Source organism: sulfur-oxidizing endosymbiont of Gigantopelta aegis (assembly GCF_016097415.1).
Taxonomy (GTDB): Bacteria; Pseudomonadota; Gammaproteobacteria; order GRL18; family GRL18; genus GRL18.
The window spans coordinates 233,937-260,879 of record NZ_JAEHGE010000003.1; the positions used below are offsets into that span (position 1 = coordinate 233,937).

At 38.1% G+C, this 26,943-nt stretch carries 31 protein-coding genes and 3 pseudogenes; 11 read left to right on the forward strand and 23 right to left on the reverse strand.

Translation table 11 applies throughout. The annotated features are described in order from the left end of the window. Window positions 1-15: 15 nt before the first annotated feature. Window positions 16-1,467, reverse strand: coding sequence for a chromosomal replication initiator protein DnaA (gene dnaA, locus JEU79_RS24655; RefSeq protein WP_198266566.1), 1,452 nt, complete (start codon window positions 1,465-1,467; stop codon window positions 16-18). A 676-nt stretch (window positions 1,468-2,143) separates the two neighbouring features. Between dnaA and rpmH the strand changes: the two genes are divergently transcribed. The 5 genes from rpmH to mnmE all read left to right on the forward strand — a co-directional run bounded on the left by rpmH (window position 2,144) and on the right by mnmE (window position 6,299). Beyond that, window positions 2,144-2,278 (forward strand): 50S ribosomal protein L34, encoded by a 135-nt coding sequence (gene rpmH / locus JEU79_RS24660; protein WP_198266567.1) that lies wholly within the window; start codon window positions 2,144-2,146, stop codon window positions 2,276-2,278. 127 nt (window positions 2,279-2,405) lie between these two features. After that, window positions 2,406-2,789 (forward strand): ribonuclease P protein component, encoded by a 384-nt coding sequence (rnpA, locus tag JEU79_RS24665; RefSeq protein ID WP_198266568.1) that lies wholly within the window; start codon window positions 2,406-2,408, stop codon window positions 2,787-2,789. Window positions 2,790-2,928: 139 nt separating this feature from the next. After that, on the forward strand, window positions 2,929-3,174 hold the full coding sequence (yidD, locus tag JEU79_RS24670; protein ID WP_198266603.1) for a membrane protein insertion efficiency factor YidD: 246 nt from the start codon (window positions 2,929-2,931) through the stop codon (window positions 3,172-3,174). 70 nt (window positions 3,175-3,244) lie between these two features. Beyond that, the gene (yidC, locus tag JEU79_RS24675; RefSeq protein ID WP_198266569.1) at window positions 3,245-4,939 is read left to right on the forward strand and encodes a membrane protein insertase YidC; all 1,695 of its coding nucleotides are present in this window, start codon (window positions 3,245-3,247) and stop codon (window positions 4,937-4,939) included. After that, window positions 4,932-6,299 (forward strand): tRNA uridine-5-carboxymethylaminomethyl(34) synthesis GTPase MnmE, encoded by a 1,368-nt coding sequence (gene mnmE / locus JEU79_RS24680; RefSeq protein ID WP_198266570.1) that lies wholly within the window; start codon window positions 4,932-4,934, stop codon window positions 6,297-6,299. The genes yidC and mnmE overlap by 8 nt, the downstream gene beginning before the upstream one ends. Before the next feature lie 116 nt (window positions 6,300-6,415). On the opposite strand, the gene JEU79_RS24685 is transcribed toward mnmE, so the two are convergent. The 7 genes from JEU79_RS24685 to JEU79_RS24715 all read right to left on the reverse strand — a co-directional run bounded on the left by JEU79_RS24685 (window position 6,416) and on the right by JEU79_RS24715 (window position 12,928). Further along, entirely contained in the window at window positions 6,416-6,787 is a 372-nt protein-coding gene (locus JEU79_RS24685; RefSeq protein ID WP_198266571.1) for a type II toxin-antitoxin system VapC family toxin, read from the reverse strand. Then, a complete protein-coding gene (locus JEU79_RS24690) occupies window positions 6,784-7,014 on the reverse strand; it encodes an AbrB/MazE/SpoVT family DNA-binding domain-containing protein (protein WP_198266572.1) in 231 nt (76 codons plus the stop codon). The genes JEU79_RS24685 and JEU79_RS24690 overlap by 4 nt, the downstream gene beginning before the upstream one ends. Window positions 7,015-7,100: 86 nt before the next feature. Further along, window positions 7,101-8,009: a hydrogen peroxide-inducible genes activator gene (locus JEU79_RS24695; protein WP_198266573.1), complete on the reverse strand. Its 909-nt coding sequence runs from the start codon at window positions 8,007-8,009 to the stop codon at window positions 7,101-7,103. A 138-nt stretch (window positions 8,010-8,147) separates the two neighbouring features. Further along, window positions 8,148-9,767, reverse strand: coding sequence for an IS66 family transposase (locus tag JEU79_RS24700; protein WP_198266574.1), 1,620 nt, complete (start codon window positions 9,765-9,767; stop codon window positions 8,148-8,150). A 247-nt stretch (window positions 9,768-10,014) separates the two neighbouring features. After that, window positions 10,015-11,502 (reverse strand): DUF6701 domain-containing protein, encoded by a 1,488-nt coding sequence (locus JEU79_RS24705; RefSeq protein ID WP_198266575.1) that lies wholly within the window; start codon window positions 11,500-11,502, stop codon window positions 10,015-10,017. Window positions 11,503-11,561: 59 nt separating this feature from the next. Further along, a complete protein-coding gene (locus tag JEU79_RS24710) occupies window positions 11,562-12,194 on the reverse strand; it encodes a hypothetical protein (RefSeq protein WP_198266576.1) in 633 nt (210 codons plus the stop codon). A gap of 308 nt (window positions 12,195-12,502) precedes the next feature. Beyond that, window positions 12,503-12,928 carry an RNA-binding S4 domain-containing protein gene (locus tag JEU79_RS24715; RefSeq protein WP_198266604.1) on the reverse strand — a complete coding sequence of 142 codons (426 nt, stop codon included), beginning with the start codon at window positions 12,926-12,928 and terminating at the stop codon, window positions 12,503-12,505. Between the two features lie 185 nt (window positions 12,929-13,113). Between JEU79_RS24715 and JEU79_RS24720 the strand changes: the two genes are divergently transcribed. Next, window positions 13,114-13,947: a transposase gene (locus JEU79_RS24720; RefSeq protein WP_198266577.1), complete on the forward strand. Its 834-nt coding sequence runs from the start codon at window positions 13,114-13,116 to the stop codon at window positions 13,945-13,947. Window positions 13,948-13,982: 35 nt separating this feature from the next. Here JEU79_RS24720 and JEU79_RS24725 read toward each other — a convergent pair whose 3' ends face one another. The 6 genes from JEU79_RS24725 to JEU79_RS24750 form a co-directional block, all read right to left on the reverse strand. Beyond that, window positions 13,983-14,639: a hypothetical protein gene (locus tag JEU79_RS24725; protein ID WP_198266578.1), complete on the reverse strand. Its 657-nt coding sequence runs from the start codon at window positions 14,637-14,639 to the stop codon at window positions 13,983-13,985. A 138-nt stretch (window positions 14,640-14,777) separates the two neighbouring features. Next, the gene (gene lptG, locus JEU79_RS24730) at window positions 14,778-15,842 is read right to left on the reverse strand and encodes an LPS export ABC transporter permease LptG (protein ID WP_198266579.1); all 1,065 of its coding nucleotides are present in this window, start codon (window positions 15,840-15,842) and stop codon (window positions 14,778-14,780) included. Window positions 15,843-15,926: 84 nt separating this feature from the next. Continuing rightward, the gene (locus tag JEU79_RS24735) at window positions 15,927-16,109 is read right to left on the reverse strand and encodes a hypothetical protein (protein WP_198266580.1); all 183 of its coding nucleotides are present in this window, start codon (window positions 16,107-16,109) and stop codon (window positions 15,927-15,929) included. A 116-nt stretch (window positions 16,110-16,225) separates the two neighbouring features. Beyond that, complete coding sequence (apaG, locus tag JEU79_RS24740; RefSeq protein ID WP_198263203.1) at window positions 16,226-16,615, reverse strand: Co2+/Mg2+ efflux protein ApaG; 390 nt, start codon at window positions 16,613-16,615, stop codon at window positions 16,226-16,228. Between the two features lie 277 nt (window positions 16,616-16,892). Then, window positions 16,893-17,192: a late competence development ComFB family protein gene (locus JEU79_RS24745; RefSeq protein WP_198263202.1), complete on the reverse strand. Its 300-nt coding sequence runs from the start codon at window positions 17,190-17,192 to the stop codon at window positions 16,893-16,895. Between the two features lie 67 nt (window positions 17,193-17,259). Then, a complete protein-coding gene (locus tag JEU79_RS24750) occupies window positions 17,260-17,742 on the reverse strand; it encodes a hypothetical protein (RefSeq protein ID WP_198263201.1) in 483 nt (160 codons plus the stop codon). 181 nt (window positions 17,743-17,923) lie between these two features. On the opposite strand from JEU79_RS24750, the gene JEU79_RS24755 reads away from it, so the two are divergent. Then, entirely contained in the window at window positions 17,924-18,166 is a 243-nt protein-coding gene (locus JEU79_RS24755) for a hypothetical protein (RefSeq protein WP_198263200.1), read from the forward strand. Here the strand turns inward: JEU79_RS24755 and rsmA are convergent. Beyond that, on the reverse strand, window positions 18,135-18,971 hold the full coding sequence (gene rsmA, locus JEU79_RS24760; protein ID WP_198263199.1) for a 16S rRNA (adenine(1518)-N(6)/adenine(1519)-N(6))-dimethyltransferase RsmA: 837 nt from the start codon (window positions 18,969-18,971) through the stop codon (window positions 18,135-18,137). The two genes, JEU79_RS24755 and rsmA, sit on opposite strands and share 32 nt — an antisense overlap. Window positions 18,972-19,134: 163 nt before the next feature. On the opposite strand from rsmA, the gene JEU79_RS25825 reads away from it, so the two are divergent. Both JEU79_RS25825 and JEU79_RS24770 read left to right on the forward strand, forming a co-directional pair. Further along, entirely contained in the window at window positions 19,135-19,518 is a 384-nt protein-coding gene (locus JEU79_RS25825) for a hypothetical protein (RefSeq protein WP_214660674.1), read from the forward strand. Window positions 19,519-20,058: 540 nt separating this feature from the next. Next, on the forward strand, window positions 20,059-20,265 hold the full coding sequence (locus JEU79_RS24770) for a cold-shock protein (RefSeq protein WP_198266582.1): 207 nt from the start codon (window positions 20,059-20,061) through the stop codon (window positions 20,263-20,265). Window positions 20,266-20,311: 46 nt separating this feature from the next. On the opposite strand, the pseudogene JEU79_RS24775 reads toward JEU79_RS24770, so the two are convergent. Next, a pseudogene (locus JEU79_RS24775) lies at window positions 20,312-21,079 on the reverse strand (PA4780 family RIO1-like protein kinase); the annotation flags it as partial. Between the two features lie 251 nt (window positions 21,080-21,330). Further along, window positions 21,331-22,240, reverse strand: a pseudogene (locus JEU79_RS29060) (IS3 family transposase); the annotation flags it as partial. 315 nt (window positions 22,241-22,555) lie between these two features. On the opposite strand from JEU79_RS29060, the pseudogene JEU79_RS27200 reads away from it, so the two are divergent. Continuing rightward, window positions 22,556-22,723, forward strand: a pseudogene (locus JEU79_RS27200) (transposase); the annotation flags it as partial. A gap of 8 nt (window positions 22,724-22,731) precedes the next feature. On the opposite strand, the gene JEU79_RS24800 reads toward JEU79_RS27200, so the two are convergent. Both JEU79_RS24800 and JEU79_RS24805 read right to left on the reverse strand, forming a co-directional pair. Beyond that, complete coding sequence (locus tag JEU79_RS24800) at window positions 22,732-22,956, reverse strand: type II toxin-antitoxin system RelE/ParE family toxin (protein ID WP_198263194.1); 225 nt, start codon at window positions 22,954-22,956, stop codon at window positions 22,732-22,734. Window positions 22,957-23,151: 195 nt separating this feature from the next. Continuing rightward, the gene (locus JEU79_RS24805) at window positions 23,152-23,436 is read right to left on the reverse strand and encodes a hypothetical protein (RefSeq protein WP_198266585.1); all 285 of its coding nucleotides are present in this window, start codon (window positions 23,434-23,436) and stop codon (window positions 23,152-23,154) included. Window positions 23,437-23,506: 70 nt separating this feature from the next. On the opposite strand from JEU79_RS24805, the gene JEU79_RS24810 reads away from it, so the two are divergent. Continuing rightward, a complete protein-coding gene (locus JEU79_RS24810; RefSeq protein ID WP_198266586.1) occupies window positions 23,507-24,535 on the forward strand; it encodes a transposase in 1,029 nt (342 codons plus the stop codon). 225 nt (window positions 24,536-24,760) lie between these two features. Here the strand turns inward: JEU79_RS24810 and JEU79_RS24815 are convergent, their stop codons facing one another. The 4 genes from JEU79_RS24815 to JEU79_RS24830 form a co-directional block, all read right to left on the reverse strand. Beyond that, window positions 24,761-25,162: a hypothetical protein gene (locus JEU79_RS24815; protein WP_198263191.1), complete on the reverse strand. Its 402-nt coding sequence runs from the start codon at window positions 25,160-25,162 to the stop codon at window positions 24,761-24,763. A 116-nt stretch (window positions 25,163-25,278) separates the two neighbouring features. Then, the gene (locus tag JEU79_RS24820; protein WP_198266587.1) at window positions 25,279-25,905 is read right to left on the reverse strand and encodes a DUF1294 domain-containing protein; all 627 of its coding nucleotides are present in this window, start codon (window positions 25,903-25,905) and stop codon (window positions 25,279-25,281) included. Window positions 25,906-26,033: 128 nt separating this feature from the next. Continuing rightward, on the reverse strand, window positions 26,034-26,432 hold the full coding sequence (locus tag JEU79_RS24825) for a hypothetical protein (protein ID WP_198266588.1): 399 nt from the start codon (window positions 26,430-26,432) through the stop codon (window positions 26,034-26,036). A 119-nt stretch (window positions 26,433-26,551) separates the two neighbouring features. After that, on the reverse strand, window positions 26,552-26,943 hold a 392-nt coding region (locus tag JEU79_RS24830; protein ID WP_214660675.1), incomplete at its 5' end, for a hypothetical protein.

Consider the following 26,943-nt stretch of genomic DNA (forward strand, 5'->3'; position numbering starts at 1 on the left):
GCAATATAGCTATAGTTAACAGGTAAGCTGTCGATGGAGATTAGTATAATCTTCTTCGACTATTACTTCTTCACTGCGTAACTCTTCAATTTTTCGACAAGCATAGAGCACAGTCGTGTGGTCACGACCACCAAATGCATCACCAATTTCAGGTAGACTATGATTGGTCAATTGTTTAGCCAAAGCCATTGCCACTTGTCTTGGTCTGGCGACAGAACGTGTGCGACGCTTAGAGTGTAAATCAGCCACTCGAATTTTATAATACTCAGCCACTATTTTTTGAATATTTTCAATTGATACCTGCTTGTCCTGTAAGGCAATTAAATCATGCAAGGCAATTTTGGCAAATTCAACTGAAATTTTCTGACCCTGAAAACGTGCTGTTGCAATCACTCGACGTAGTGCTCCCTCGAGTTCACGAATATTGGAACGAATACGTTGAGCAATAAAAAAGGCCACATCTTGTGGCAGATCTATATTTGCCTGAGCTGCTTTGGATAATAAAATAGCCACACGGGTTTCCGTATCAGGCAGATCAATAGCGACTGTTAAGCCCCAACCAAAACGAGATTTTAAACGTTCTTCTAAACCTGACACCTCTTTTGGAAAAGTATCACAGGTCATTATAATTTGCTTTTGACCTTCTAACAAAGCGTTAAAGGTATGAAAGAATTCTTCTTGTGATCTTTCCTTACCAGCAAAAAATTGAATATCATCGATCAACAATACATCAACAGAGCGATAGAAATTTTTAAATTGATCAATCGTTTTATTTTGTAAAGCAGTAATCATCTCTTGTACAAAGCGTTCTGAATGCAGGTATATCACTCTAGAATCTGGGTTATCTGACATGATAATATTACCCAGGGCATGAATAAGATGAGTCTTACCCAAACCTACACCACCATAAATTAAAAATGGATTGTAGTTATTATTGCTTGTACCATCACTGATAGTTTCCACAATTTGCAACGATGCAGCTCTTGCCAGCATGTTACATTTACCTTCAACAAAGGTGTCAAAACTCATATCTTTATTCAGAGCAGATTGATATTTTTTTAAACTATTGTCTTTCTTTTTTGCACTATTATTTTTCATTGTGCTAGAAATTTGGTCAGAAATACTGCTAAAAGTACCCGTCGAAGTTATCTTGGCTGAATGACCCATTCGTTGACTGCTAGAATTACTAACATTATTCGTAATGCTAGGATCAGCTTTTTTCTTGATACTGCCGACTTGTAATTCTACAGTCACTAAGTTGTCAGATAATTTAGCAATAATATCTGAGATGTTCGCTAGAAAACGTTTTTTTACAAATTCAATGACAAATTTATTGGGTGCAAATAAAACCATTTGTACTTCAGAAATCAATTTTGCTTGTAATGGTAAAACCCAAATTTTATATTCATGAGCAGGTACTTCTTTTTCTAAAGTCAGTAAACATTTTTCCCATAAATCAGATTTCATAAAAATACAAACCAAATAAACTTGTTAAAAATTAATTGAGTCAAAATAAAAAAGCTTAATTTCTGACTGAATTATTAAGAAAAACACTCTAAAAAATGCCTAAATAAATATTTTTAGGCTGTGGATAAGTCTGTGAATAAGTTATTAGGAACTTGAGCATAGAATGTTAAGAACTAGGCACATTCTATAACATATAAATTTAATTCACAATTTATCCTAGTCTGGATCACAATTTATTAAGAAGCTTTAAAATTGATTAAGCTTTTGAAAATAATGAAATTAATAGATTTACTAACAGAAAAGTGGCTTACTAATAATAATAACTATAAAATATATATAACTTATATTATTAGAACTTTTTACCTAAGAAACTATTCCCTGGATAAAAAAATAAATTGTTAAGAAAATTTTTTGTTGGATGATTAAAAAAAAGTTTTTTTAATAAAAAATATAAGTCATTTAATAATTGACTAATGCATCATTACAAATGTATAATTGCCTGCTCAAAAAAGAGTCTTTAAAAACCTAGGATTTAAACTTATTTTAAATAAGTTTTTAAAAAAGGTTTGAAGATTCTAATAAACACAAATTTAGTTTGATTGCTTAAATTTTTAAAATTTAATTTTTTTACTAAATTAAAATTAATAGTTAAAAAGTTATATCCGGGTAATATGCAATGAAAAGAACATTCCAACCAAGTAATATCAAACGTAAACGTACTCACGGTTTTCGCGCTCGTATGGCAACCAAAGCTGGTCGTAAAATTTTGAATGCACGTCGCGCTAAGGGTCGTCATCAACTAGCAGTTTAGTCATTATTGGGATTGAACTAAAAGCAATCTAAATAATACTATTGGTCGTTTTGCATGCAGTTTAAATAAACGAACAGCATGTAAAACACCGCAATACTGAATACAAAGACTGACTGTTTTAGAATTTATGTCTGATAAAAGAAAATCTCCAGAACAATCATTCAGTCGCGATCTAAGGTTACTCCTTCCAGCAGATTATAAATACGTTTTTAATCAGTCAATACGTTCATCAGACAAACTAATAACAATTTTAGCAAAATACAATAGCTCGGCTGATCAAGCAAGATTGGGTCTAGCAGTTGCTAAAAAAGCAGTTAAAACGGCTGTTCACCGCAATCGCATTAAACGTCTGACGCGTGAATATTTTCGTTTAAATCAAGATAAAATAGCCTGCGCCGATTATGTTATCCTCGTTAGGAATGGCATTGATAAAAAGGATAATAGTGATATTGTTCAGTCATTGGCCAAGCAATTTAACTATCTAAGAAAAAAGCTCACCCAAAACAACTAGGTTGATAATTTTATTCACAACAAGCAAGCCTTATGATGCTTATTCTGGTAAAATTCTTGCTTGAAAATATGCTCATTGATTAGCGATCATTATATTGACAATCCATTATATTGACGATCATTGTATTGAGGTGTCACCATTGAGTGTTTTTCAAAAAATAGCACTAGCCATACTAACAGGCTATAAATATCTTATTAGCCCGATTTTAGGCAATAATTGTCGATATTTACCCAGTTGCTCTTGTTATACTCATACAGCCATAGAACGCTTTGGGGTGATCAAAGGTGGATGGATGGGCTTAAAACGCATCTTACGCTGTCACCCTTTTCATGAAGGGGGTCTGGATCCTGTACCTGAATTGACAGAGAAAGAAAAAAAAGCATAGAGTAAAAGATAAAATGCTTTTACCTATTTTGAATGTAAAAATTATTTAAAAGATATAGACACATCACACTATGGATACACAACGTTTAATTTTATTCGCAGCCTTTATGCTAGTTTCAATGTCATTGTGGCAGTCATGGCAAATACAGGTTAATCCGCCACCAAGCAGAACACAGAGTGAAAGTGCGAGTAATTCTGCAAATAATGCCAATACACAGCCCAGTATTCCATCAGGTAATGATTTACCCTCTGTTCCAGTGAACAATACCACGGATAATGCGTCGTCAGTTCAAATGAGCACACCTTCAGTAGCCACAAAAATGGCCAGTGGTCAGCGAGTTAGAGTGAAAACTGATGTCTTTGAAATTGAAATAGATACTATCGGTGGTGATATCAGGCGTGTCGCTTTATTGGATTATCCTAATGATGTGAATCATGATCCCAGCCCAGTGGTATTAATGAATGATAAGTCGGGTACTTTTTTTATTAGCCAGACAGGTCTATTAGCGTCCAACAAAGAGAGTAATTATGCACCGGATCATAATGTCACTTATAGTATTGATAAATCCAGTTATGAGTTAGGTACACAAACTGAAATAAATGTGCCTCTAACCTGGACTTCAGAAGATGGCCAATTTACCTTAACTAAGATTTATACTTTTTATCCTGGTAAATATGAAATTAAAGTCAGGCATAAAATTACAAACAATTCTGCACTGGCCTGGCAAGGACATCTTTATCGTCAATTACAAAGAACTAATATCGAACAAGCCAGTATGTTTTTACACACTTATACCGGTGGCATGATTTCAAAAGATGTGGATGGCTTTGAGAAAATTGATTTCCCGGAAATGATGGAAGTTAATCTCAATCGTAGCAACAAGGGTGGTTGGATTTCGATGATTCAGCACTATTTTATGGGCGCATGGATTCCACCACAAAATAGTACAGAAAATTACTATACTCGAGTGACCAATAAAAATACCTCTGATCCCCATTATATTCTCGGTATGATTTCAGCCGCACAGGTCGTTAATCCAAATAGTAGCCTGGAGATGACAGATACATTATTTGTCGGGCCTAAGTTACAGCTACATATTAAAGAATTAGCACCAGGTCTTGATAGTACAGTTGATTATGGTTTTTTATCAGTCATTGCTCATCCTATTTATTGGTTACTTGATCAAATTCAAAATGTGGTTGGTAACTGGGGTTTGTCTATTATTTTCTTAACCATGATTATCAAAGGCCTATTTTATAAACTTTCTGCAGCCTCTTATAAATCCATGGCTCATATGAGAAAAGTGACACCGCGCCTAAAAGCCATACAAGAACAATTCAAAGATAATTCCGCTGAAAAAAATAAAGCCATGATGGAATTATATAAGAAAGAAAAAATTAACCCTTTGGGTGGTTGTCTACCGGTAGTGGTACAAATACCAGTGTTTATTTCTTTATATTGGGTATTATTAGAAAGTGTTGAAATGCGTCAAGCAGACTTTATGTTATGGCTGAATAACTTATCTGCACCTGATCCCTATTATATATTGCCGCTGATCATGGGTGTTTCTATGTTTGTGCAGCAAAAATTGAATCCAGCACCAATGGATCCCGTGCAGGCAAAAGTAATGATGATGTTACCCGTCATATTTACCGTCTTTTTTGCTTTCTTCCCATCAGGCTTAGTTTTATATTGGGTTGTGAATAACTTATTATCCATTTCTCAGCAATGGTATATTACCCGTTCAATCGAGAAGAATGGCTAATTTATCGAGCACTACAATTGCCGCTTTAGCTACCGCCCCCGGTCGAGGGGGTGTTGGTATTATTCGTATATCAGGTTCGCAAGCACTTACTATTGCTGAACAAGTTCTGCACCAGAATCCCAAACCACGTTATGCACACTATCTGCCTTTTTTCGATGCAGATCAGCAAGAAATAGATGCGGGCATTGCAATCTACTTTCCAGGTCCCAATTCTTTCACTGGCGAAGACGTTGTAGAATTACAAGGTCATGGCGGCCCTATTGTCATGGATATGTTATTACAGCGGGTTATTGCCTTAGGTGCTGAGCCAGCAAAACCAGGTGAATTCAGTGAACGGGCTTTTTTAAATGATAAATTAGACCTAGCACAGGCAGAAGCCATTGCGGATCTAATAGATGCCAGTAGTGAACAAGCTGCGCGTTCTGCTTTGCGATCCTTGCAGGGTGATTTTTCAAAACTAATTCATGAGCAAGTTGAAGCCTTGATCCATTTACGGATTTATGTCGAAGCAGCTATTGATTTTCCTGAGGAAGAAATTGATTTTCTTTCGGATGGTAAAGTAGAAAAAGATACCATCACTATTTTAAATGATCTGCAGCAGATTTTAATAAAAGCACAGCAAGGCTGTATTATGCGTGAAGGTATGACCGTTGCCATAGCCGGTCAGCCCAATGCCGGAAAATCCAGTTTACTTAATGCATTGTCAGGCAAAGAGTCTGCAATTGTCACCGATATCGCCGGTACAACACGTGATGTATTAAAAGAAGAAATAAATATTGATGGTATGCCTTTGCATATTATTGATACGGCGGGTTTGCGTGAGAGTGATTGCGAAGTAGAAAAAATCGGTATAGAACGCGCCTGGAATGTGATCGAAAATGCCGATCAAATTTTATTAGTGATTGATGAAAATAAAATTGATGATAAAGATAGCATAAAAATTAATCAGGATTTATTACAACAATTTCCAGACTCCATTGATATTACTCTAATACACAATAAAATCGATAGATTAGAAAAAAAACCAACAATTATTAAGTCTGAGCATCGGACTCAAATATATTTGTCGGCAAAACACAATCAAGGCATCAATTTACTCAAAACCCATTTAAAAGAATGTATGGGGTTTCAAAATGCCGGTGAAGGCAGCTTCATGGCTCGAAGAAGACATCTAGAAGCGATCAACAAAGCCATCGCAGCAGTACAAAATGGCCTTTCCCAACTACAAGAATTCTCTGCGGGTGAACTTTTAGCTGAAGAATTACGCCTAGCACAAAATTCCCTTTCCGAAATTACCGGAGAATTCACTTCAGACGATCTCCTCGGTCGAATTTTTACCAGTTTTTGTATTGGAAAATAACGAATTTTCATTAAAATCACTTGTTTCAACCTATGTTGAAATGGCTAGAAAAAGTGAAATTATGTTAAAAAAAATTCAGCTCAGATATCAAAGTGGAGAAGAGCCAGTTTGGACATCTATTTCTTAAAATAAACAACTTCAGGTAAATTAAGAAAATGTTCGTCAGAGGTGATAAGTTCAACGTGTTCATTTTGGGCTGTTGCATAAATAATCGCATCAGCAAAAGACAATTTATATTCTGAAGAAAAATCGCCAGCTAATAATGAAATTGATGTTGTTAAAGGTATTACTTTTCCTTGCTCAGTTAAAGCAATGGCTTTTAAGGCTTCCTGTTTATTTTTGACTCGACTTGCCCATTTATATAGTTCAAATTGTACTGAAGTTGGAACAATAATCGATTCAACATCTTGCATATAGACTTGATATTTATTGGCAAGAATACCATCGGTTAACCACTCAATCCAGCCACAGGTATCAACCAGGATCATAGTTTTCTATCCTGCCCGTCACGGTATTGTTCAGATTTTACCGCTTCAGCTATTTTAAATTCAGAAAAAGATCCTCTGGCATCTTCAATGGATTGCATGGGTATCATTTCAATAATCGATCCTCTGGTAATTAAAGTAAATTGTTGCCCGGATTTTATGTCCATGCTTTCTCTAATGGCCTTCGGAATTGATATTTGATATTTACTGGAGAGTTTAGCTGATATCATTATTTTACCTTTTTAATATCGATAAATATAATGTAAGATAACATTTGTATTAGGTGAATATCAATTGCCTTTGATATAAAAATATTTTAACTAAGGCAACATTTGCTTTTTAACTGCTCAGTAAAAATGTCCATTAATAGGGTTAATTCATTGGTCCTGACATAATTAGGTCTAATAACTAAGGCAATGATCCTATGGGGGCCGGGCTCATTTAAGTGAATAGCTCTGAGTTCTGATTCAGGGCGTATTAATTGGTCTAGTGCCATCTGAGGGACAATAGTTGTGCCCAGTTTACCGGCAACCATTTGAATTAAAGTGTGTAAACTAGCCGAATCAAAATCTGAATTTTGTTTTTTATTGTTAAAATTACACGCAGCCAAGGCATGTTCTTTTAAACAATGTCCCTCTTTTAATAACATCAATTTTTCTATTTCTAACTCTTCACTGGTAATTTCTTGCATTTTTTTCGGGCATTCATCTTTATGGCATATCCAGTAAAAATCTTCCTGCCAAAAATTAAAACTCATTAAGCCTTCAATGGGGAATGGCAGAGCAAGGATAGCGGCATCAATGTCACCTGATTTCACCATATTCACTAAAACATGGGATTGCTCTTCGAGAATTCTGAGTTTTAATTCAGGATATTGTTTTCTCACTTCGGGTAAGACTTTAGGCAGAAGATAGGGACCAATAGTAGGAATAACACCGATACTCATGGGGTTAGAAAAGGGTAGTTTACTATTTTGTGAAATCTGCAATAGATCGTCTAATTCCAGCTTTACTCTTTTGGCCTTATTTAGTATTAATTGGCCTGTATTAGTAATTAATACTTGTTTGTTATTGCGCTCAAAGATGGTTAAACCTAATTGCTTCTCAAGTTCATGGATGGCGGTACTCAATGCTGATTGAGAGATATTACAGGCCTCAGCTGCCTTTTTAAAGTGTAAGGTTTTTTCAATTGCTAAGGCATAATTCAGTTGTTTTAAAGAAATCATAATTTTATCGATTGATTTTATTGAACATAAACCCTATTTTAATTAGTTTTATAAAATTTAATAGCCCTTTTATTGCTGAAATGTATATTACACCTGAGACTGTCTCTAAAATTGTAACTTCTCAATAAGTCTGTGCATTTAAACAGCACAAACTTTACCTTTCAGCAACTCAGGCAGATATGGGATCAAATTTCTCTTGCTGATCCGGTCATTAATAAAATCCCAGAATGAAATTCCTTGTTTCAAACAAGTTTTCTTTAAACTGACAAAGGTATCTCTGCAAAGTTGCCCATCCTTTGAGCGTGTACTACCACTAATTTTACGCTTAATAACATATTCTCGAATATCATTTTCACTCAAATTATTATGAAGAGGAATATCAGGCCGTTCCAATACCAGCAGTAATTCTGTTTTATTTCTTGCCAATCGTTTCAGTGCCTGATTCAACGTTTCAAAGCTTGTTTTAGTCCGGCACAATTCATCAAAATGTTCAGCAATCGCTGACTTCAACGGATCATCTGGCTCAAGTTTATATTGTTTGAGATCATAAAATAGTTCCCAAATCTGAGTATGTACCCAGTTCAGTTCTTTATCATGTCGCTCATTGAGTGGTAGTATCCGCTGAAACACTCTGTCTGCATGTATCCAACATAATGCGTGCAACAAAATATCAAATTGTCCTGCATCATCACTCACAATCACCAAATCACTTGGAAAGCCACTGTTAATTAATGCCCCCAGTAAAGCGCCTTCTGTGGCAATGCGAACATGCCGTTGTGTTATGATACTATTGTTCTGCAGATAGTATTTCCAGGCTTCTTCATTATCAAAGCAAGTCTGATGACTTTGTTCAATAACGCTCAATGGCTTGTGAGGTAATTTTTCTGCTCTCATATAATCAAGTGCTGCATCGTTGAGCGTATAATCAACAGCAGCACCTCGTAACAATTGTAGAAAATTAATCCGGCTCTTATATCGAGTACTTGAAAACCAGGCAAAGGTTTCATTGCCAACGTGAGTACAATAACCATTCTTTCCATCATGACGACTACCCGTATCATCAACATGGATATAAGTACTATTGTTGATACCGGCAGTTAGCAATGTATTTTTTTCAGTATGAAAATGGTCTTTGTCATGGATTAAAATCTCATTGATCTGACCCGTTGAAATATCAAAACCTAATTCTGTTAATTGTTGTATTATCAATGGCTGAGTCACTCTCTGGTGATAATATTGATAAACGATATAACTCTGTAATGTATGGCCAAAATGTCCTATATGTGTATCAAAGCTCAATTTTCCTATACAGGTATCACCATCGGGTGTTTTATAGCGAGCCAATCGATAACGAGTATTGAAAGGCTTAATCAGCAGCTCCTGAACAAAATAATCCTGATACCCTAAAAAACGTGAATGTTCTGGCAGGTTATCTGGTTTGATAACGGTGGTTTTATGAATAGCCAATTTCTTCTTTCGTTTACGACTTTTACTAGTCCCATTTCCTGAGTTGTTTTTCTTGCTTCCTGAATGACCTGTCGGATTATCATTGTCATCATCCTTTGGCAATTTACTGGCTCTTATTTTAGGCTTTGGAGGTAGCTTTTTAAGCTTAGCAACTTCTGTTTTAAGGGCATCGATTTCAACCTGTTGGTTTTGAATGATTTCCTGTTGTTGCTCCATGAAAGCAAGGAGTAATCGGACTACCGGTGTCTTTTCTTCTTCAGGTATCTCTGGAATTGGAGGTAATTTTTTCACTATAATCAATACAGGTTGTTTTCAATAAAACAATTGTATCATGGCTTTTTAAGGCTCTTTAGTTTGCCCTGTGTTGATCAAACTCCCTCTCAGTTAAGATAATATTCAAAAATATTCTATTTCGATCTGAGACAGATCGACAGGATCATTTATAGGGATAAATTACATGGGGCAGTGAAAATGCAATTTTTGTCCTCTAAAATGCTGTCAAGACTTTTTTTGTTTTTATTTCAAGTTTTGCACAGACTTATTGAGAAGTTACGAGTGTGGCACTTAACAATATGCTTTCAGAGGAGATTTCATTGCCAAAATTAGTGGCTAGAGCATTATCTGAGAGTGAAGTATTATTACTGGGGATGCTGTCATTATGGCCATCAGGAATGCCATCATTATCACTATCATCAATGGCTTGATACAAAACCGCCTGAGCGCTGGCTGTAAATGCTTCACCGGCTTTTCTAAAGACACTGCCTGTGCTACTACTGGCAGCAGGATTTCCAGTGACGGTGATGGTGAAGCCAAAAGGTCGGACAATAAATTGACCGCTAACGCTGAGTGTTGCCGCGCTGATGGGGGGTGTGGTGGTATTGTCGGCAACGAGTGTCTTAGTTGCATATAAGGTGATTTGTCCCACGTCGTCATAGAGAAAGGATAGTGGTGCAATCCCATTGGCATCAAAGTTCATGGTGACAGCGGTGTAGTTACTCACCGCGCCATTATCATTGCCAGCGATAGCGATGCCGGTGCTATAAATTGAATTGGCTGATAAATTTAACAAGCCTGAAGCCTGACAACTGCTTGGATTATTGCATTCATAGGCAAAATTAACCGCTGTGTTTACGTTGGCAAAAGCAGTGGTGCAAGCACCACTCTGTGTATCAGTACGAATGGCTTGCAGGCCAATGTTCTGTGCGCCCGGCGCGGTGGAAGAGGGCTTGCTGCCTATTTGCTTGCCAATTGCCAAGGTGCTGAGGCTGGCTATATCGATAAAGCGAAAGGCTGTGTTGGTAAAGTTTAGAGGTAAATCTTCTGATGCAATGGCAGCACCGGTTAATTCAGTTGAATTACCATCAGTGACATTAATATCAATACTGGAGACCGTGCTTTGTGCCAGGTAAAAAGTCGCTGAGGAGGTACCTGCCAAAATACTCAGTGGTGAGCTAATAATACTATCAACAGCGGGCGTAGTAGTGATGGTGATGCTGGCATTGGAGCTAATATCTAGTGCGGCATGATTAATGTCATGAGCCGTGACAGTCACGAGTGAGGCCTCACAAGTCAGGCCTGTACCGCTATGACTGATGGCATAGTGATCGGCAATGGCGGTGACAATCACTTCAACACTATCGCTGATAATATTATTGTTATAATCCACGGCTTTATAAGTGGCAGTATAAGTACCTGCCTTAGTGTAGCTATGGCTGCTAGGAGTTAAAACAGTGGTACATAAATCGACAGTTGAAGTGTCCAGTGGCGTGTTATCACCATAATCCCATTGTTGAACAACATTGCCAACAATGATACTCAGGTTATCAGTATAGAGATCGGGATCAGCCAAGCCATCGCCATCACAATCAATTTCGGCAGTGAGGGTAAGTTGATAAATGCCTTCGTTGCTATAACTATGCGAGGCAATTGAGGCTTGGTTTCCTGCCGTCCATGGTGCGCTGGAAAATGTTTCTATAGTGCCATCACCATAATCAACGGTATAGTCTGCGGCAACATTTTGTGCCATGACTAAGCTGATAAAAAATAGCCATAATAGCCTCTCAAAGCAGACTGAAGTCAACATGATTATGGCCAGGTCACAGTAAATACATGGATATAAGTGATTGCATTACTGTCTTTCCAAGTGACGGTAAATTTGACTTCAGTACCACTGGCCATGATGATTTTGTTACCCAGACTATCGACAAATTCAATTTCATTAATCTCAATGATCTCACCGGAGGTAATATCGATCCATTGGTTATTATAAGGCGCATCACCGACAAGGGTATCAAAATCAGTGATTGGAAATGAATTAGCATTATCGACAGGGCTAATGAGCACATCATAAATCTTGTTGGCATTGATCACTGGGGCATCAAACTTTAAATAATCAAATAACCAGGTATCACACTGACTAGAAGGATCATTAAGGCATTCCCAGCTAACGCCAAAACTAGTCAGGCGAATCGTGCTGAGTGACTGGTTTTTAATCCGCCAGGCGACTTCAGAATCATTATGAGTATCTTTGGGAGCGGCTGTTCCATCGACATAGACCAGATCGTCATTACAAATAACATCGGCATCAAAAGTAACCACATCATTGACTGCAACATTAATTGGGCCGCGACTACCACCGACACTGATGCTGACACTGGTGGCATAGAGGGAAGTGGGCAGGGAAATTGTTAAAATCAACAGTGCAATTTGGCGCAACATAAAAAAACCTTATTTATTATCCGTTCCATTTAACTATAGCCAAGCATCAGGCATTTATCTATAGTCATAATCCCAAAAAAATCAGTTGAACCTACTGCGACCGCCTTATGCACCGAATCTTAAGGATTTTCCAGAACATTTTGACTTCACCCTTAGGGTGACTACGAATAAAGCCAAAATAACCTGTAAAACCCTTAATCTTCAGCACCTAAGTCGCTCTCGCTACGATTCAACTGATTATTTTAGGATAATAGATGGAAATGCAAGCTTAGTTCTTCTTCATCATTAACGCTAATGAAGCAAAAAACTCAATCATGTTGTGCTTGTTTAAATTGAATGATTTTACGGCGATCTTTCTTACTCGGGCGTTTGACGGTGTGCTGTGGCATGCCTTCAAAAATGGCTTTACGTTCCTGACTGCGTTTTTCTCTGGCGCTAATACTCTCGGCTGTTTCTTCATAGAGTGTTTGTGCAATAGGGGCAGGGCCTCGTTTACCTGATAGTTTGAGTACCAGCACGGTTTGTTCAATGGATTCTTTTTTTATCCGCAGGCTATAACCGATTTCGCTATGATGGCTAGGCTTAAAACGTTGGCCGTTGAGGTGAACCTTGCCGCCTTTGATTGCCTCGGTGGCTAAGGCGCGTGTTTTGTAAAAGCGCGCTGCCCAGAGCCATTTATCCAGTCTTATTTTTTCTTCTTGAGGCTTGTTAGCGGCTGTTTTTTTCTTGTTCATCGGTAGTGTGATCACAAAATGAGTAAATAAAAGTAAAAAAAATTGCTTAAAAATAGCGCAATGGAAAAAAAGCGTCTATAAATTATAAGTATAACTGTAATATGAATTAATAAAAACCGTGTCAGACCCTATGTTTGCTTTTAGCTAAGACGCGGTCAGATAAGGTAAGAAAAAGGTGTATCTTTATGGCCAGACCCGTACGCATTGAATATCCCGGTGCCTATTATTATATTTCCTCAAAAGGCATTGAGGAAAAAACGATTTTTAATGATGCCCAAGACCGTCAGGAATTTCTACAAATTTTGCAAGAAGTCATCGGGCGCATGCAATGGGAGGTGTTCGCTTACAATTTAATGCCTGATGCCTTTCAGTTGTTTATCAAAACCCCTAAGCCAAATTTATCCAAAGGAATGCGACAATTGAATGGTATTTATACCCAGCGCTTTAATGTCAAATATGCTACCCAGGGCAATATATTTCATGGTCGCTTTAAGGCGGTATTAGTTGAAGATGAGTATTTTAGTGATGTAGTTAAGCATGTGGTTCATGTGCCTATTTTATTGCGTAAAGCGCGTAAGCTGGACAAATGGAAATGGAGTAGTTATCAGGCAACAGCAGGGCTTATCGAAGCGCCAGAATGGCTTAATACCAGTGCCGTGCTAGAAAAATTTTCTAAGCAGAAAAAACGTGCTCAGGCTGCCTTTGTTAAATCAATAGCTAGCTTAGATAAGGACTTTGATATTATTGGCAATGTTAAGGGACAAATTCTACTGGGCAGTGATGGCTTTGTCACTAAATGGAAAAAACAATTGGCCAGCGGCAAGGTCATGGATAAGGCAAGGCAGCGTAAGGCGAAAAAAGTGAAGCCCTTATCGGACTTTGGTAAACGCTTTAAAAACATCAAAACGGCGATGGTTAAAGCCTATGAAACGGGAAATTATACGCTGGATCAAATTGGCAGTCATTTCGGTGTGCACTATAGTACGGTCAGTAGAACAGTCAAAAAATCAGGCTTTTAAGCTGTTTTTTTGATAGCGGTTTTTTTAATAGAGGCTTAGTGAATACGCTTAAAATTGTAAGTTCGGGATTTGCGGTCACGCACGACAAATTGCCCGGGTTCTCGATAAAACTGGAAATATAAGGTGATCTTTTTAGCTGGTATATAAGCAATCATCTTGTTGCCCTCGATTGCTAGCTGTCCGGCTAGATTTTTTGCCCCGCCATCAGACCAGAGAAAACGATTATCATTGTAAATGGCAATAACATCACCGGATTGACTCTGCCAGATACCATTCATACTGTTTTCATTAAAAGTATAGTTATCGACCATCATCGTGCTGGCATCGGCAGGTTTGGCGTCGGGATCCCAAAAATTACTGCCGGAATTGCTCGTTGTTGCTGGATTGAATCGTGAACCTGCATTTTTTAGTGAACGGGTATTTAAGCCACCGGGAGACATGGGAAAAGCAGTGAGTGGATAGAGGCCGTTCATGCCATTACTTAAACCATAGCCCATTCCCGGCATCATAGTAGGTGAGTAAGGCATACTATTCATACCTGCAAAGTTATTGCTACCCAGCATTTGATTCATCACCTTCATCATCGTGGCCATCATTTCAATGAAAGGCATGGAACGCCAATTATTATTGGCGGCAAATGTAGGTGTCGTGAGACAAAAGCACAATAATAAGTTGAGAAGTCGATGTTTCAATGGAATGCCTGTTGATCCTGAACTGGTATTAATTCAACCTCACATTATAGTCGTTTTTTATACAATAGTTAATTAGAATTCGCTAAAGTATCGATATTGTGATGTAGCTTACAGTTTTGTGCACAGATCGGTGCTGATTTATGTCATTCGTCGGATCAGTAATGTTGCCAGTAAAACACTGCAAAGGGTAATTAAACTGGCGCTCAGCAGTGGGCTGACATCATAAACCAGACCAAACTGAGCCGTAATTTTGTTGGCAATGGTGAACACAATGCCGATAAACACACCTATCATCAGTCGGCTGCCAGCATTGCCTGCACGTGAGGAGCTGAATACGAAAGGAATTGCCAGTAGGAGCATGGCGGCGATGGAAAATGGCTGGACAATTTTATTCCAGAATGTCAGCCAGTATTGATTGCTCTTGAGGCTATTATCATCGAGATAGCTGGCATAGCGATAGAGACCATAGGCGGAAAGATATTCTAAATTAGAGATAATGACATCGACCAATTCCAGATCCAATAAAGTGGGCCAACGCGCTTGATCAATTTGATTGCTAATGACTTTATTGTCAGTGATGAAGGTTTGTTTGATGCCTTTTAGAATCCAATCTTCACCATCGTAGTGGGCACTATCGGCATAAGTGCTCACTTTTAGAGTTTTGTCTTGGGCAAACGTAAAAATACTCACATGTCCCAGGGTCTTATCAGAGGTAATGGAATGAATCTTGGTAAAAGTATCTTTATCACGTACCCAGATGGCATTGTTTGATACGGTACTGGTTGTACCGCTGGTCTTGGTCGACCAATGGTTGTTGGCCATTTTTTCTGTAATGGGAAGTACATACTCACCAATCATAAAAGTAAAAATGGCCAAAATAAAAGCGGCTTTCATGACCGATAGGATAATTTTGCCTATAGAAACACCGGCAGTGCGAATCGCAACCAGTTCATTGCTGCTGTTTAGCGCTCCCAATCCCATCATTGCACCTAATAATACAGAAAAAGGAAATAGTTGATAGAGACGGCGGGGCATCGTCAATAAAGTGTAATAAAAGGCATCGCCTAATTCAAAATCACCTTTACCGACGTATTTAAAGCTGTCGGCAAGGACAATAAAGCCGTATAACGATAAAATAATGAGGAGAAATAAAAGTGTTGAGTAGATAACGGTTTTTATGATGTAGCGATCAAGTATGTTCATAGTGATGATTCAGAGAGTATGCTAAAAAAGAACACCGGACTTTGCTCTATAGAATTGCTAATAGTGATGAAGTATTACTTTTACTTAATTCCATTTATAGCCAAGCGTAGAAAGCTTATAGCTTAAATGACTGAAAAAACGACTAAACATCCAGATAATGCTGATAAAGAGGATTTTTAGTGATAATAAAGCAAAAGACAGCAAAGTAACCAGCATTGCAAAAAAACTGAAGATAAACTGCCCGGTTTTTTTTATCTCGTTAGCCACTTTATTTCTCTCTTGGTTTTCTATGCATTTTGAAAGTATAAGCCTAATATGACAAAAATAATACTCAAATCGCCCATAGCGCTGCTTTATGTGACGTTAAATGTGATGAAAATTCATTAATGTAAAAATTTGGGGCGGGTCAGGGTAAAGGGGTGAACTTCAGCATCAAACATCTGTCCATCACTCGCTTTCATTTGGTAGCTCCCTTGCATACTGCCTACGGGGGTATGAATGATTGTACCACTGGTATAGGTGAAATCTTCGCCAGGTTTCAGGTTGGGGTGTTCGCCCACCACACCAGGTCCTTTGACTTCTTGAGTTTTGCCTTCTGCATCGGTAATGATCCAGTGTCGAGAGATAAGCTGTGCCGACTCTGTGCCCTTGTTTAACATATTAATAGTATATGAAAAAACATATCGATTATCAGTAGGTGAAGACTGCTCTTCTATGTACTGAACTTTGACATCTACCGAAATATTATATTTAGTCGCATGTTGCTGAGGCATATTTTTCCCTGGTTTTACGAAAATAAATTGGACAAATATTATACACTGAATCGGCTTCGTGCTCACTAAAAAACGTCAGCTTTATGTGTCTTAGTGGGGACAGATCAAATAAGCTAATTTATCTTTACATTTGTAAGATGTGGTGAGGAACGAACCGCATCAAAAATGTTTGTTTAAAGCCATTGATGCGGTTCGTTCCTCACCACATCCTACATTTGAAGTGTAACAAGGTTTGAACGATGTCTCTTAGTGTGCATTAGAGGTTAGAACTAATGCTTTATGTTTGCTGAAAAGTCGTGGGTCTGGCTTCTTCATCTTCTTGATTGTCCACATGATCTTTAGCTTTTAAGACCGCAGATTTAACGGCGTGATCCATTTCTGTGCGATCATCCGTACTGAGAAAAAAGGCCATATCCACATCATGGCGCACATAACGAGCCGGTAACATATTGAGAGCAATACAGGCGATGTCCTGTAAATAATCTTCATCAATATTTTTAATGTCATCAACAAATGTTTGGATTAATTCTCTGACAACCAGTGTTTCATAATAATTGTGAATCGAATCAAAGCGCATAACTACTCCAGAATAAAGAGTTCAATAGATACTATGAGCCTAGATATTAAACGCCTGAAAATCAAGTTTATTGACGCAATTTCCAGGTGGGTGTTTTATCTGCATAAATGAGCTCATGCTTGAGCAACCATTCTTGTACTTCTTCGGCATCCTCATGAAACCAGCGCTTTGCCGAGCCTAAGCGAAAAGTGTAGCCCCACTCATCCATGTCGAGCATCATTTGTTCCTGATTCATTGCGGGTAAATAATCGGCCAGCAATATTTGCAAATAACAGACTGCATTTTCTTCATCGTAGCCACCGGCAGCATTGGTATCTAAATTTTCCCGTCTTTGAGCATCCATACAGATATAGTGGCAGGATTCGTGTAATGCGGAGTGAATAGGGGTATCAGAACGCACATAGAGCTGATTTTTTATGATCCCCGCTTCGGGCTCACCAAACCAGGTGCCAGGAATACTTTGCTGGTCTTTTACACGGTTAATTTGTATCTGGTAGCGGGCGAGCAATGAAACTAATGAGGCATGTTGCTCAATATGACAAAAAAACATGATTTTGTTCCAAAAAAAGTGGAAATTTTAAAAAATTATATTGTCCTAAAATAAGATAGCATAGAAAGTTAACTTAATTTCTAAGGTGGTTTCTATAATTGCTTGTTTATTATTGTTTATTATTGTTTATTTTGATCTTATATATTATTTTTCATATTGTTTTTCATAAAAGGTACGTGACATGAGGAAAAAACCCGATCTTTTACTCTTATTGACGGTACTCGTGGTCTCGGGCGTGATTATCAGTAATTTTGTCGTTAGCAATCACCCGAATAAAAATAGCCATCAATTGTCTTTACTTAATACTAAATATGGCCAGCTTGAGCCTGGACAGTTAAGCAAGATACGTGCTGAACGTGATATCGAATTAGCTAAATTTCGCCTGCATAAGCTCAAGACTCAACAGTTTGCACATATAGATTAGTCAAACTCACAAACTCGCTGATGCTGAGAGTTTCTGCGCGTCTACTCGGATCAATATCACATTGCTCAATTTGTTCAGCCGTGAGTATTTTCTTCAAATTATTACGTAATGTTTTACGTCGTTGAGAGAAAGCAGCCCGAGCGATGTCTGACAGGTTATCGGTACTGGCATTGATAAGTTGCGTGCCGGACATTTCTTTTCTTGGGGTCAGCTGCACAATTGCCGAATCGACCTTGGGCGCAGGATTAAATGCCCCCGGAGGCACGATAAAAAGCTGTTCTGCATGACATAAGTATTGTACCAATATACTCAAACGCCCATAAGTCTTACTGCCCGGTGCTGCCGTTAAACGCTCAACCACTTCTTTTTGCAACATAAAGTGCATGTCATCGATAATTGCCACATTTTCCAATAAATGAAAAATCAGAGGCGTAGAAATATTATAGGGCAAGTTCCCGACTAATCTGAGTTTAGAGCCATTAGCTGATGATAAAGAGCCTTCAGCGTTTAGTAAAGAGCCAAAATCAAACTTCAATGCATCATTGCTATGAATGCTAAAATTCTCATAAGCAGAAAACCGCTCTTCCAGAATAGGGATCAAATCACGATCCAGCTCAATCACATCTAACTTACCGGCATGATTAACCAAATGCTCAGTAATAGCCCCCTTGCCTGGGCCAATTTCAACTAAATGTTGCTCCTTTGTGGCAGCAATAGCGGCAATAATGCGCTCAATAATATTCGGATCGTGTAAAAAATTCTGTCCAAATCGTTTCCGCGCCTTATGCTTCGATAGCTTAGCCATATAAAATTCTTTATTCTCATCGGTTATTTTTGTCAGATTATACCATCAACAATCCAGTCTCTATGTAATTGGTAGTGAAATAATTGATCAATAGTTTTTATTGACGTACGGCATTTGTGTTGTACGATAAAGTTATCGTACATCTTAGGATAGTCGATTTGTTATGCCAGAGTTATACTTTATCTTGTTGGATAGAGAAAAAGCTCATAATGCACTTAAGCAGGCCTTTATTCATGGCGATAGGAATGCAGGGAATTATCCGTCCAATATTGCTGATATTCTAGTTTCTATTATTAACTTAGGATCTTCTTTTTGGCAGAAGGAAATAGACTGTCTATTAGTTTTATTTAAAGAAAATGATGTTTTGGCGTATTTTAGGCACAGCGCTGATAAAATCTATCAATGTCTTTGTCACAGAGCCATCATTATTATCATCATTAAAGAAATGGCAATCACTCTGGCAAGAGGCAGGAAAAGATTACGAAGATATCAGCATTTCATTACAAGCTATATCCGCAATGAGGTTGGCAATAGAACAAAAAAATGACCAGCCATTGTTAAGGCTGAGCAAAGAAGTCCGTGAACTGGTAGAACCTCTTGTCTCTGATGTAATCAATAAATAGGGTTTTTCACACTATCATGTACTTGTGACTGCTATTCAATATACGAATTATGCGATATTTGCTACCCAGTAAAAAGCCTCAGAAGAAATGCGGCGTAGGGTGGGCACGTTTTTTGTGCCCATGCTGAAGTGTGAATATAAGATTTTTCCTTGAGTCAGCGTGGGTAGGCAAAGCCATGCCCACCCACAGTTCTTATTATAAGTACGCAATAATGTAAAGAGCCATAAAAAGTGGTTTTACCCGCAGAAATCACTCTGAAAACTTAAGATATTATACCATTAACAAAAGAAATCCGTATTTTCTTATAAATATTATGTAAATCCTACATTAATTATTCTCATAATTCTGCTATAATGGCACTTGTCTAGTTGTTATGTATATTTGTCTAAACCTATCACTTTATGTTTAAATGGGTGAATTCGAATATAAAAGCAATATCATTCACCAATAATACGAGTAAAATAATGAGTACAGGTACAGTTAAGTGGTTCAACGCGGATAAAGGTTTTGGTTTCATTACTCCTGAAGATGGCAGTAAGGATCTTTTTGTTCATCATTCAGAAATTCAAAGTGGTGGCGCCTATGCAACACTGAATGAAGGTCAAGCAGTGGAATTTGAAGTTGGCGAAGGTCAAAAAGGCCCTTGTGCGAATAAAGTGGTTGCTCTTTAAGCTTTAACGCAAGTTTGCGTTCCTGAATTGCAGTCTTTATTTGCAATCATTCAGGAGCTTGCATTCTAAGCTGGCGTTGCTCTTCTTCGGCAAAGGCGGCTTTTATTTCTTCCAATACGGTGTCCACATCGGCCGTTTGTGTGCTTTCCTTAAAATAACCCGTTAACTCGGCTTCCGGGTGTAATTCCCCCGCTTCGTATAATGCCCAAATTTCCTTGGCGTATTGTCTATTAAGCAATTCTGGTGCGTATTGTGCGTAGTAGGTGCTAATATTGTTAACATCCCGCTCTAACATCCATTTTGCCTGATTATTAGCTGATGCATCCACTACCTGTGGCAAGTCAATAATGACCGGACCATACTCATCAACCAAGACATTAAATTCTGACAGATCGCCATGAATCAAACCAATACACAGCATCCGCGTCACGTATTGCATGATAGTAGCATGATCTTCTAAGGCTTGTTCTGCAGACATTGAGACATCGTTCAGACGCGGTGCGACCTGGCCTTCGTCGTCAGTGATTAGCTCCATCAGCAAGACGCCATCAAAGCAACCGTAGGGCTTAGGTACTCGAACACCGGCATCAGAAAGGCTATAGAGTGCTTCGACCTCGGTATTTTGCCAGGCTTTCTCTTGTTGCACCCGGCCAAATTTTGAGCCTTTTTCCATGGCTCGATTACGGCGGCTATTACGCCCCTTGCGACCTTCTCTATATTGCACTGCTTGTTTAAAGCTGCGCTTATTAATTTCTTTATAAACCTTGGCGCAGAGGATTTCAGAGCCACTGCGTACAATATAGACTACAGCTTTGATGTGTCAACACTTTTCCGGACAGTTTTCTAAATATTTTTTTGGCTGTTTCAAGTGATTTTTGTCATTTTGTATTTCCTAATTTCTCATGTTAACTTTAAACAGATGAAGAGAAAGGGCTTTGCCCTCTGGAACGATAGAGGTTCCATTCACCCAAGGTATTTTCACAACGGTAATGATCCTGTTACAATATCTTCACGGCACAGGCTAGCCGATGGCCGTTTGTAATGGGCGGCATTTATGTCGCCTTTTCTATGACTATCAGAGGCATATTGGCTACCTCGGTCAGTATGCCAAAGCAATCCATCCATTGGTTTACGCTTCCATATGGCCATCAGTAAAGCATCATTGACTAGCTTGGCTTTCATTCGCTCATCCATCGACCAGCCAACAATTTGCCTAGAGAATAAGTCAATGACAACCGCTAAATATAACCAGCCTTCCTTGGTGGCAATATAGGTAATATCACCCACATAGTAGCGATCAGGTTGAGAGACAGTAAACTCTCTTTCCAGTAAATTTGGAGATATACGCTTATTATGCTTGGAATTAGTCGTCGCTTTAAAGCGTCTCTTCGTTTTACAAAACAAACCGGCTTTTTTCATTAATCGACCAATTCTCCGGCGGCTTATATGAACGCCTTTTTCAGCCAGTTTTCTTTTAAGACGACGGGTTCCATAAGTCTTGCGACTGTCTTCAAACAGTTTTTTAGCTGCTCAGTAAGCGCTTCATTTTCTTTCTCTCTATCCGTTTTAGGAGAGCTAACCCAATCATAATAGCAACTACGGGAAACATCCATAAAACGGCACAGAATCGTTACCGGGTAATCTTTAGCCTGATCAGTTATCCATGCGTACTTCACAAAGTTTCCCTTGCAAAGTACGCTGTGGCCTTTTTAATAAATCACGCTCCTGAATCACTTTTGCCAATTCTTTTTTTCAGACGTTTTACTTCATCATAAATGTGTTCATCACTTCTATTGGCTACCGTCTTCACCGGTTTGGAATATTTACTGATCCAGGTATGTAGAGTATTTACATTAACACCTAGCTCCCTGGCAGTCTGAGAAACGGGTTGATCCGTCTCATTAGCTAATTTGACAGCTGATTCTTTAAATTCTGATGTATAGCTTTTATTCGGTTTTTTTGTTTGATCATTCATTTTAGGTCACACTTTTTATCTTTTAGTTATTTTAAGTTGTGTGTCCGGTTAAGTATAGCCACATTACTTCTTTGCCACTCATTAAGGACTGATGACTTCATCGATCAGTCCGTCTTCAACTAAGGGTTGGATTCGTTTAGGGATTTTCATGTCATTCTTATAACGTACTTGGGTGAATTTTGGAACTAAAATTAGTCATACAGGTAAAATATGTCCTCTTTCTCAGTCAAATGGATACTTGATTACCCACAAAGCTCCGCCATATTTCGATAATTATACTATAATTAAAGTATAGATTATGTGTGGAGTAGAATGATGTCAAAAAATAAAATTCAGTTTCAAGAAGGTTATAGTTTATTTGAGCTTTTTATCGATTATGGCACTGACAAACAGTGCCGACAAGCCTTATTTAAATGGAAATTCCCTGATGGATTTGTTTGCCCAGAGTGTGGCAATAAGACTTATTGCACTCTAGAACATCGCCATCTTTATCAGGATTTATTAGATGGGTGGCTAAAAATGTTTCCTCTTATCATTTCATTATTAATTTCTGGAACAATTCTACCAATTAGAGCTTGATGGGGAATTTTTCTGGAAACTGAAAGTATTTTTGAAACAACTGCTTGTGCATAAAACTCAGAATCTCTTGCTATATACTCTGCTATTGAATCAAGATCCTCTATTGCTTCTGGAGACCATTCTATTGTGTAATCCATTTACTGAATTTCCTTTCGACATCATCCTGACTTAGGGTTCCTTCAGTTTTTGCACGTTCAATACCCCTATGTATTTTTTTCAACTACATACAGATGGTATTGTACATCTTCCAGTGTGCATTCATCCGGTAACTGATCAAGAAGTAATTTTACTTCTTCTTTTGCTGTATTCATATTTGCCTCATATTGGTAGTTTTATTTTAATTGCCAATGTTTTGTTTTGGAATCACGCTCTAACTCCCCTTTAGCTTCAAGCTCACGAACTAAAGCTACTATCCAGTATTGTTGATTGGATGATGTTGCCTTCTCATATTCTCCCCAATCAAAGCCACACATTCTAAATGTTTGTGCTAACTTTAGCCCATAGCCAGTCTTGGCTAGCCATAATCTAAACCCCATAGCCAGTCTTGGCCACCCATAATCTAAACCCAGTGTAATACAAATAATAAGCTGAAACAAATGCTCATGGGATAGTATCACTTGAATATTGTACGTTTATATTCTATACTCTTCATTCTAACTGTCATACCGATTAAATGGAGTTAATCAAATGCCCACCCCAAGAAGTCAACAAATCAGTCTTTCAGATACTCCCTTTTACCACTGCATCTCCCGCTGTGTCCGCAGGACATTCTTATGTGGTGTCGATAGCGCCACCAATAAAGATTACAGCCATCGCAAACAATGGTTTGTTGAGCGACTGGCCTTACTATCAAAAACCTTTGCCATTGACGTCTGCGCCTACGCTATTATGTCCAATCACCTGCACACAGTATTGAAAATCAACGCCTCACTTGCCCAAAGTTGGTCAGATGAAACCGTGATACAACACTGGCAACAACTTTGTTCAATTCCAGTATTGGTAGAACGCTACCTTAATGGTGAATGCCATTCTGAGGCTGAACAAGACAAGGCTCGGGAAACCATTGCCGTCTTCAGAGAGCGGTTAATGGATATCAGTTGGTTCATGCGTTGCCTCAATGAACACATTGCTCGCAGAGCCAATGCTGAAGATAAATGTACTGGCCGTTTCTGGGAAGGACGTTTTAAAAGTCAGGCACTGCTTGATGAGCAAGCCATTCTTAGCTGCATGGTCTATGTTGATTTAAATCCTATCAGAGCGGATATCAGTCAAACGCTAGAAGACTCTGAATATACTTCAGTAAAACAGCGTATCGACTCAATTAAAAAGACAAAAAGCATTAGCCAAAAAATAACGCAACAAAACACAGCTACTATTAAGCTCGCCCCCTTTATCTGTAGCTCACTTAAAGACAAGGGTATTGCCTTTGACCTTAACGACTATCTGGAACTTGCAGAATGGACGGGGCGAATGAAGAGAGATGATAAACGTGGCTATATCAAATCGGGCGCTCCCGCTATATTACAAAAATTACAACTCGATGAAGACACTTGGCTAGAAACAGTCGATGGTTTTTCAAAGGGCTTTCATTCCTTTGTTGGCCCGGAAGAACAATTAAAATCCTTATGCCAGAAACAAAAAAGGCATTGGGTGCGCGGTATTAATTTGTGTAGGAAATTATTTAAAATTAATTCTGCCGCCCCTATCACGACTTAAACGTAACAGCCTACCAAAGCACACACCTTAGCAGAACAGTGCAGGCCTCCCCTTGTTCGTCATGCAGAGCAACCCCATCTAGCAGCTACTTTTACTACCCATTCCCTGCCCACTCCACTGAAAAACATTCAATTTTTGTAAATTCACATTTCGAGAAGAAATTTTTTTACAATTTAGCTTTGATATTATTTTTTTTATTTGGTGGGTGGCAATAATTGCTTACTTTTATTTGATTTCTGAGCCATTTTCATAAACATGCGTCTTAGTTTCGTCTCCGGGACTAAACCAATGCTTATCTCCAAGCCCTGATAGTGGAACATCAAATTTCCCATGTAATTTACCTTCCCTGTATTCAGTTTTCCAATGAAGTAGCGAGCATGACATAAACCCACACTCACCACCGCAAACTGTAGAATAAGCTTTGCCTGTGTAAGGCTTATTGGTGCTTTTTAGAAAAGTAATGCCATTTTTACTTTGTAAATCGAAATCGGATACACCCTTTAAATATTGAGCACATCTGTAATTTTGAAAAACTAAATATGAAGCGCCTAATATAACAAATAGACACGTAATTAAGAATATTACTTTAATCGACTTCATGTATTCATTCAGTGTTTTTAAAAACATAACGCCTATTTCAATGGGCACAGGGACAAGATAGAACTTTGTTAAAAAAGAATGTCTATCAACCCCACTCGGTTTTTGAAAATCGCTGAGTCCCTGTGATCCATTGCAAATTCTGGTTAGCCCATTTGTATAATATTAATCAGTATTGATTGTAAAAAAGCATTGCCATTAGGTGTCAAAAGCCAAATAAATCCAGTTAAATTTAAGATCACTGTCCCCCAGAAAACTACCCTAAAAGGTTGTTTTTTAGATTTGTGACGTAATTTTTGTTGAGCAATTAATGCTCCAGGCCAACCACCAGCAAGTGATAAAAAATGCAATGTACTCTCTGGAGTTCTCCAGTCGCCATTTCGAGCTGCTGATTTATCAACAGAATACATAATAAATGTGAGTAAACTAACAATAAAATAAACAGCTAGAACCAAAGCAGGCATTTTAGTTGCAAGTATAGATAAAACAAGAAAAGTAGAGAATACAAAAACAATGATTATTGATAGTGTACTACTACTTTTGTTTGTTTTTTTAGGCTTTTTATCTCCTAATCTTGATGCATTATTGGCACATGTTCTACCACTTTTGTCTTTGGATATATCATAGGAAACAATTTGGTTAACTTCTGGGCGAATGCTTCTATTTTTAAAAGCTTTAAAATGAATAAATATTTGTTTTCCACCACCAATAGGTGTTATGAAGCCAAAACCTTTATCATCATTCCAATTTGTAATTTTTCCCTTTTGTTGCACAAGACTCTCATTTAATATTTTTGGCTAACGCTTTAATAACCAGACTGAAAAGTTACACGGCTTTTGTGGCATTTTAGCGAAGCGCCACAAAAGGTGCGTAACTTTTTAGGTCTGCGTTAATTTACTTGTTAGAGTTTTTTAGGTGTTGCATAAATAAAAAACACATTAAATATAGTAATTGGTAAAAGCATTAGAATAGCCTCAGTTTGATTGAAGTAAAGTGAAACTGCAAAAAATGCTAACGATGAAGCTAAACCACAAAATAGCATGGTTCTTATTTTATTTTGTTCTTTACTGTTGTATTTATTCGTGGGTTTAAGTAGTCGCCGCCACGCACCTGCTACACCAATTAACCCTAAAGCAGTTAACAAACCAAATAAAGATGCAAATGGATGTTTACTAGTTATGCCAGCTATACCAAACATTATTCCATATAAGCCAAATAATAATGCGGTAGCTGTAAAAGGGGCGGCTACAAAAATACCAATTATAAGTCTGGCATTCTTCTTGTTTAAAAATTCTTCCATGTCGTTTTTGTAACTCTAACGCTTTAATAACCAGACTGAAAAGTTTCGTGCCTTTTGTGGCATTATAGCGAAGCGCCACAAAAGGTGCGTAACTTTTCGGGTCTGCGTTAATTTACTTGTTAGGATATTTGAGTACATTTTTTCGACAAATACAAAAGATGAAGGGCGGCAATAATAGGCGCAACAAACACCCACAGCATAAAATTAGTATTTGTCATAGTAGATAGCCCAATGCCGGAGGCAGCAATACCTAATAGTATGCCAAACCATTGAACAGGGTGACCCAGCCAATTTCTTTTGCTAAGAATATGTAATGCAAGATTTCCCAATGAAATGAAGCCCCATGTACCACAAAAAATTATTAGCGCTCCAATGTACCAGTCTCCTTCTATGGAGACAGAACCAAATAAAAAGACGGGCGAGTACAACAGCCCAACTGAAAGCATTACGACTGCTGGGCCGCACAGCATTAGTAGTTCTATTACTAACATGACACGCTTCAATATTTTAT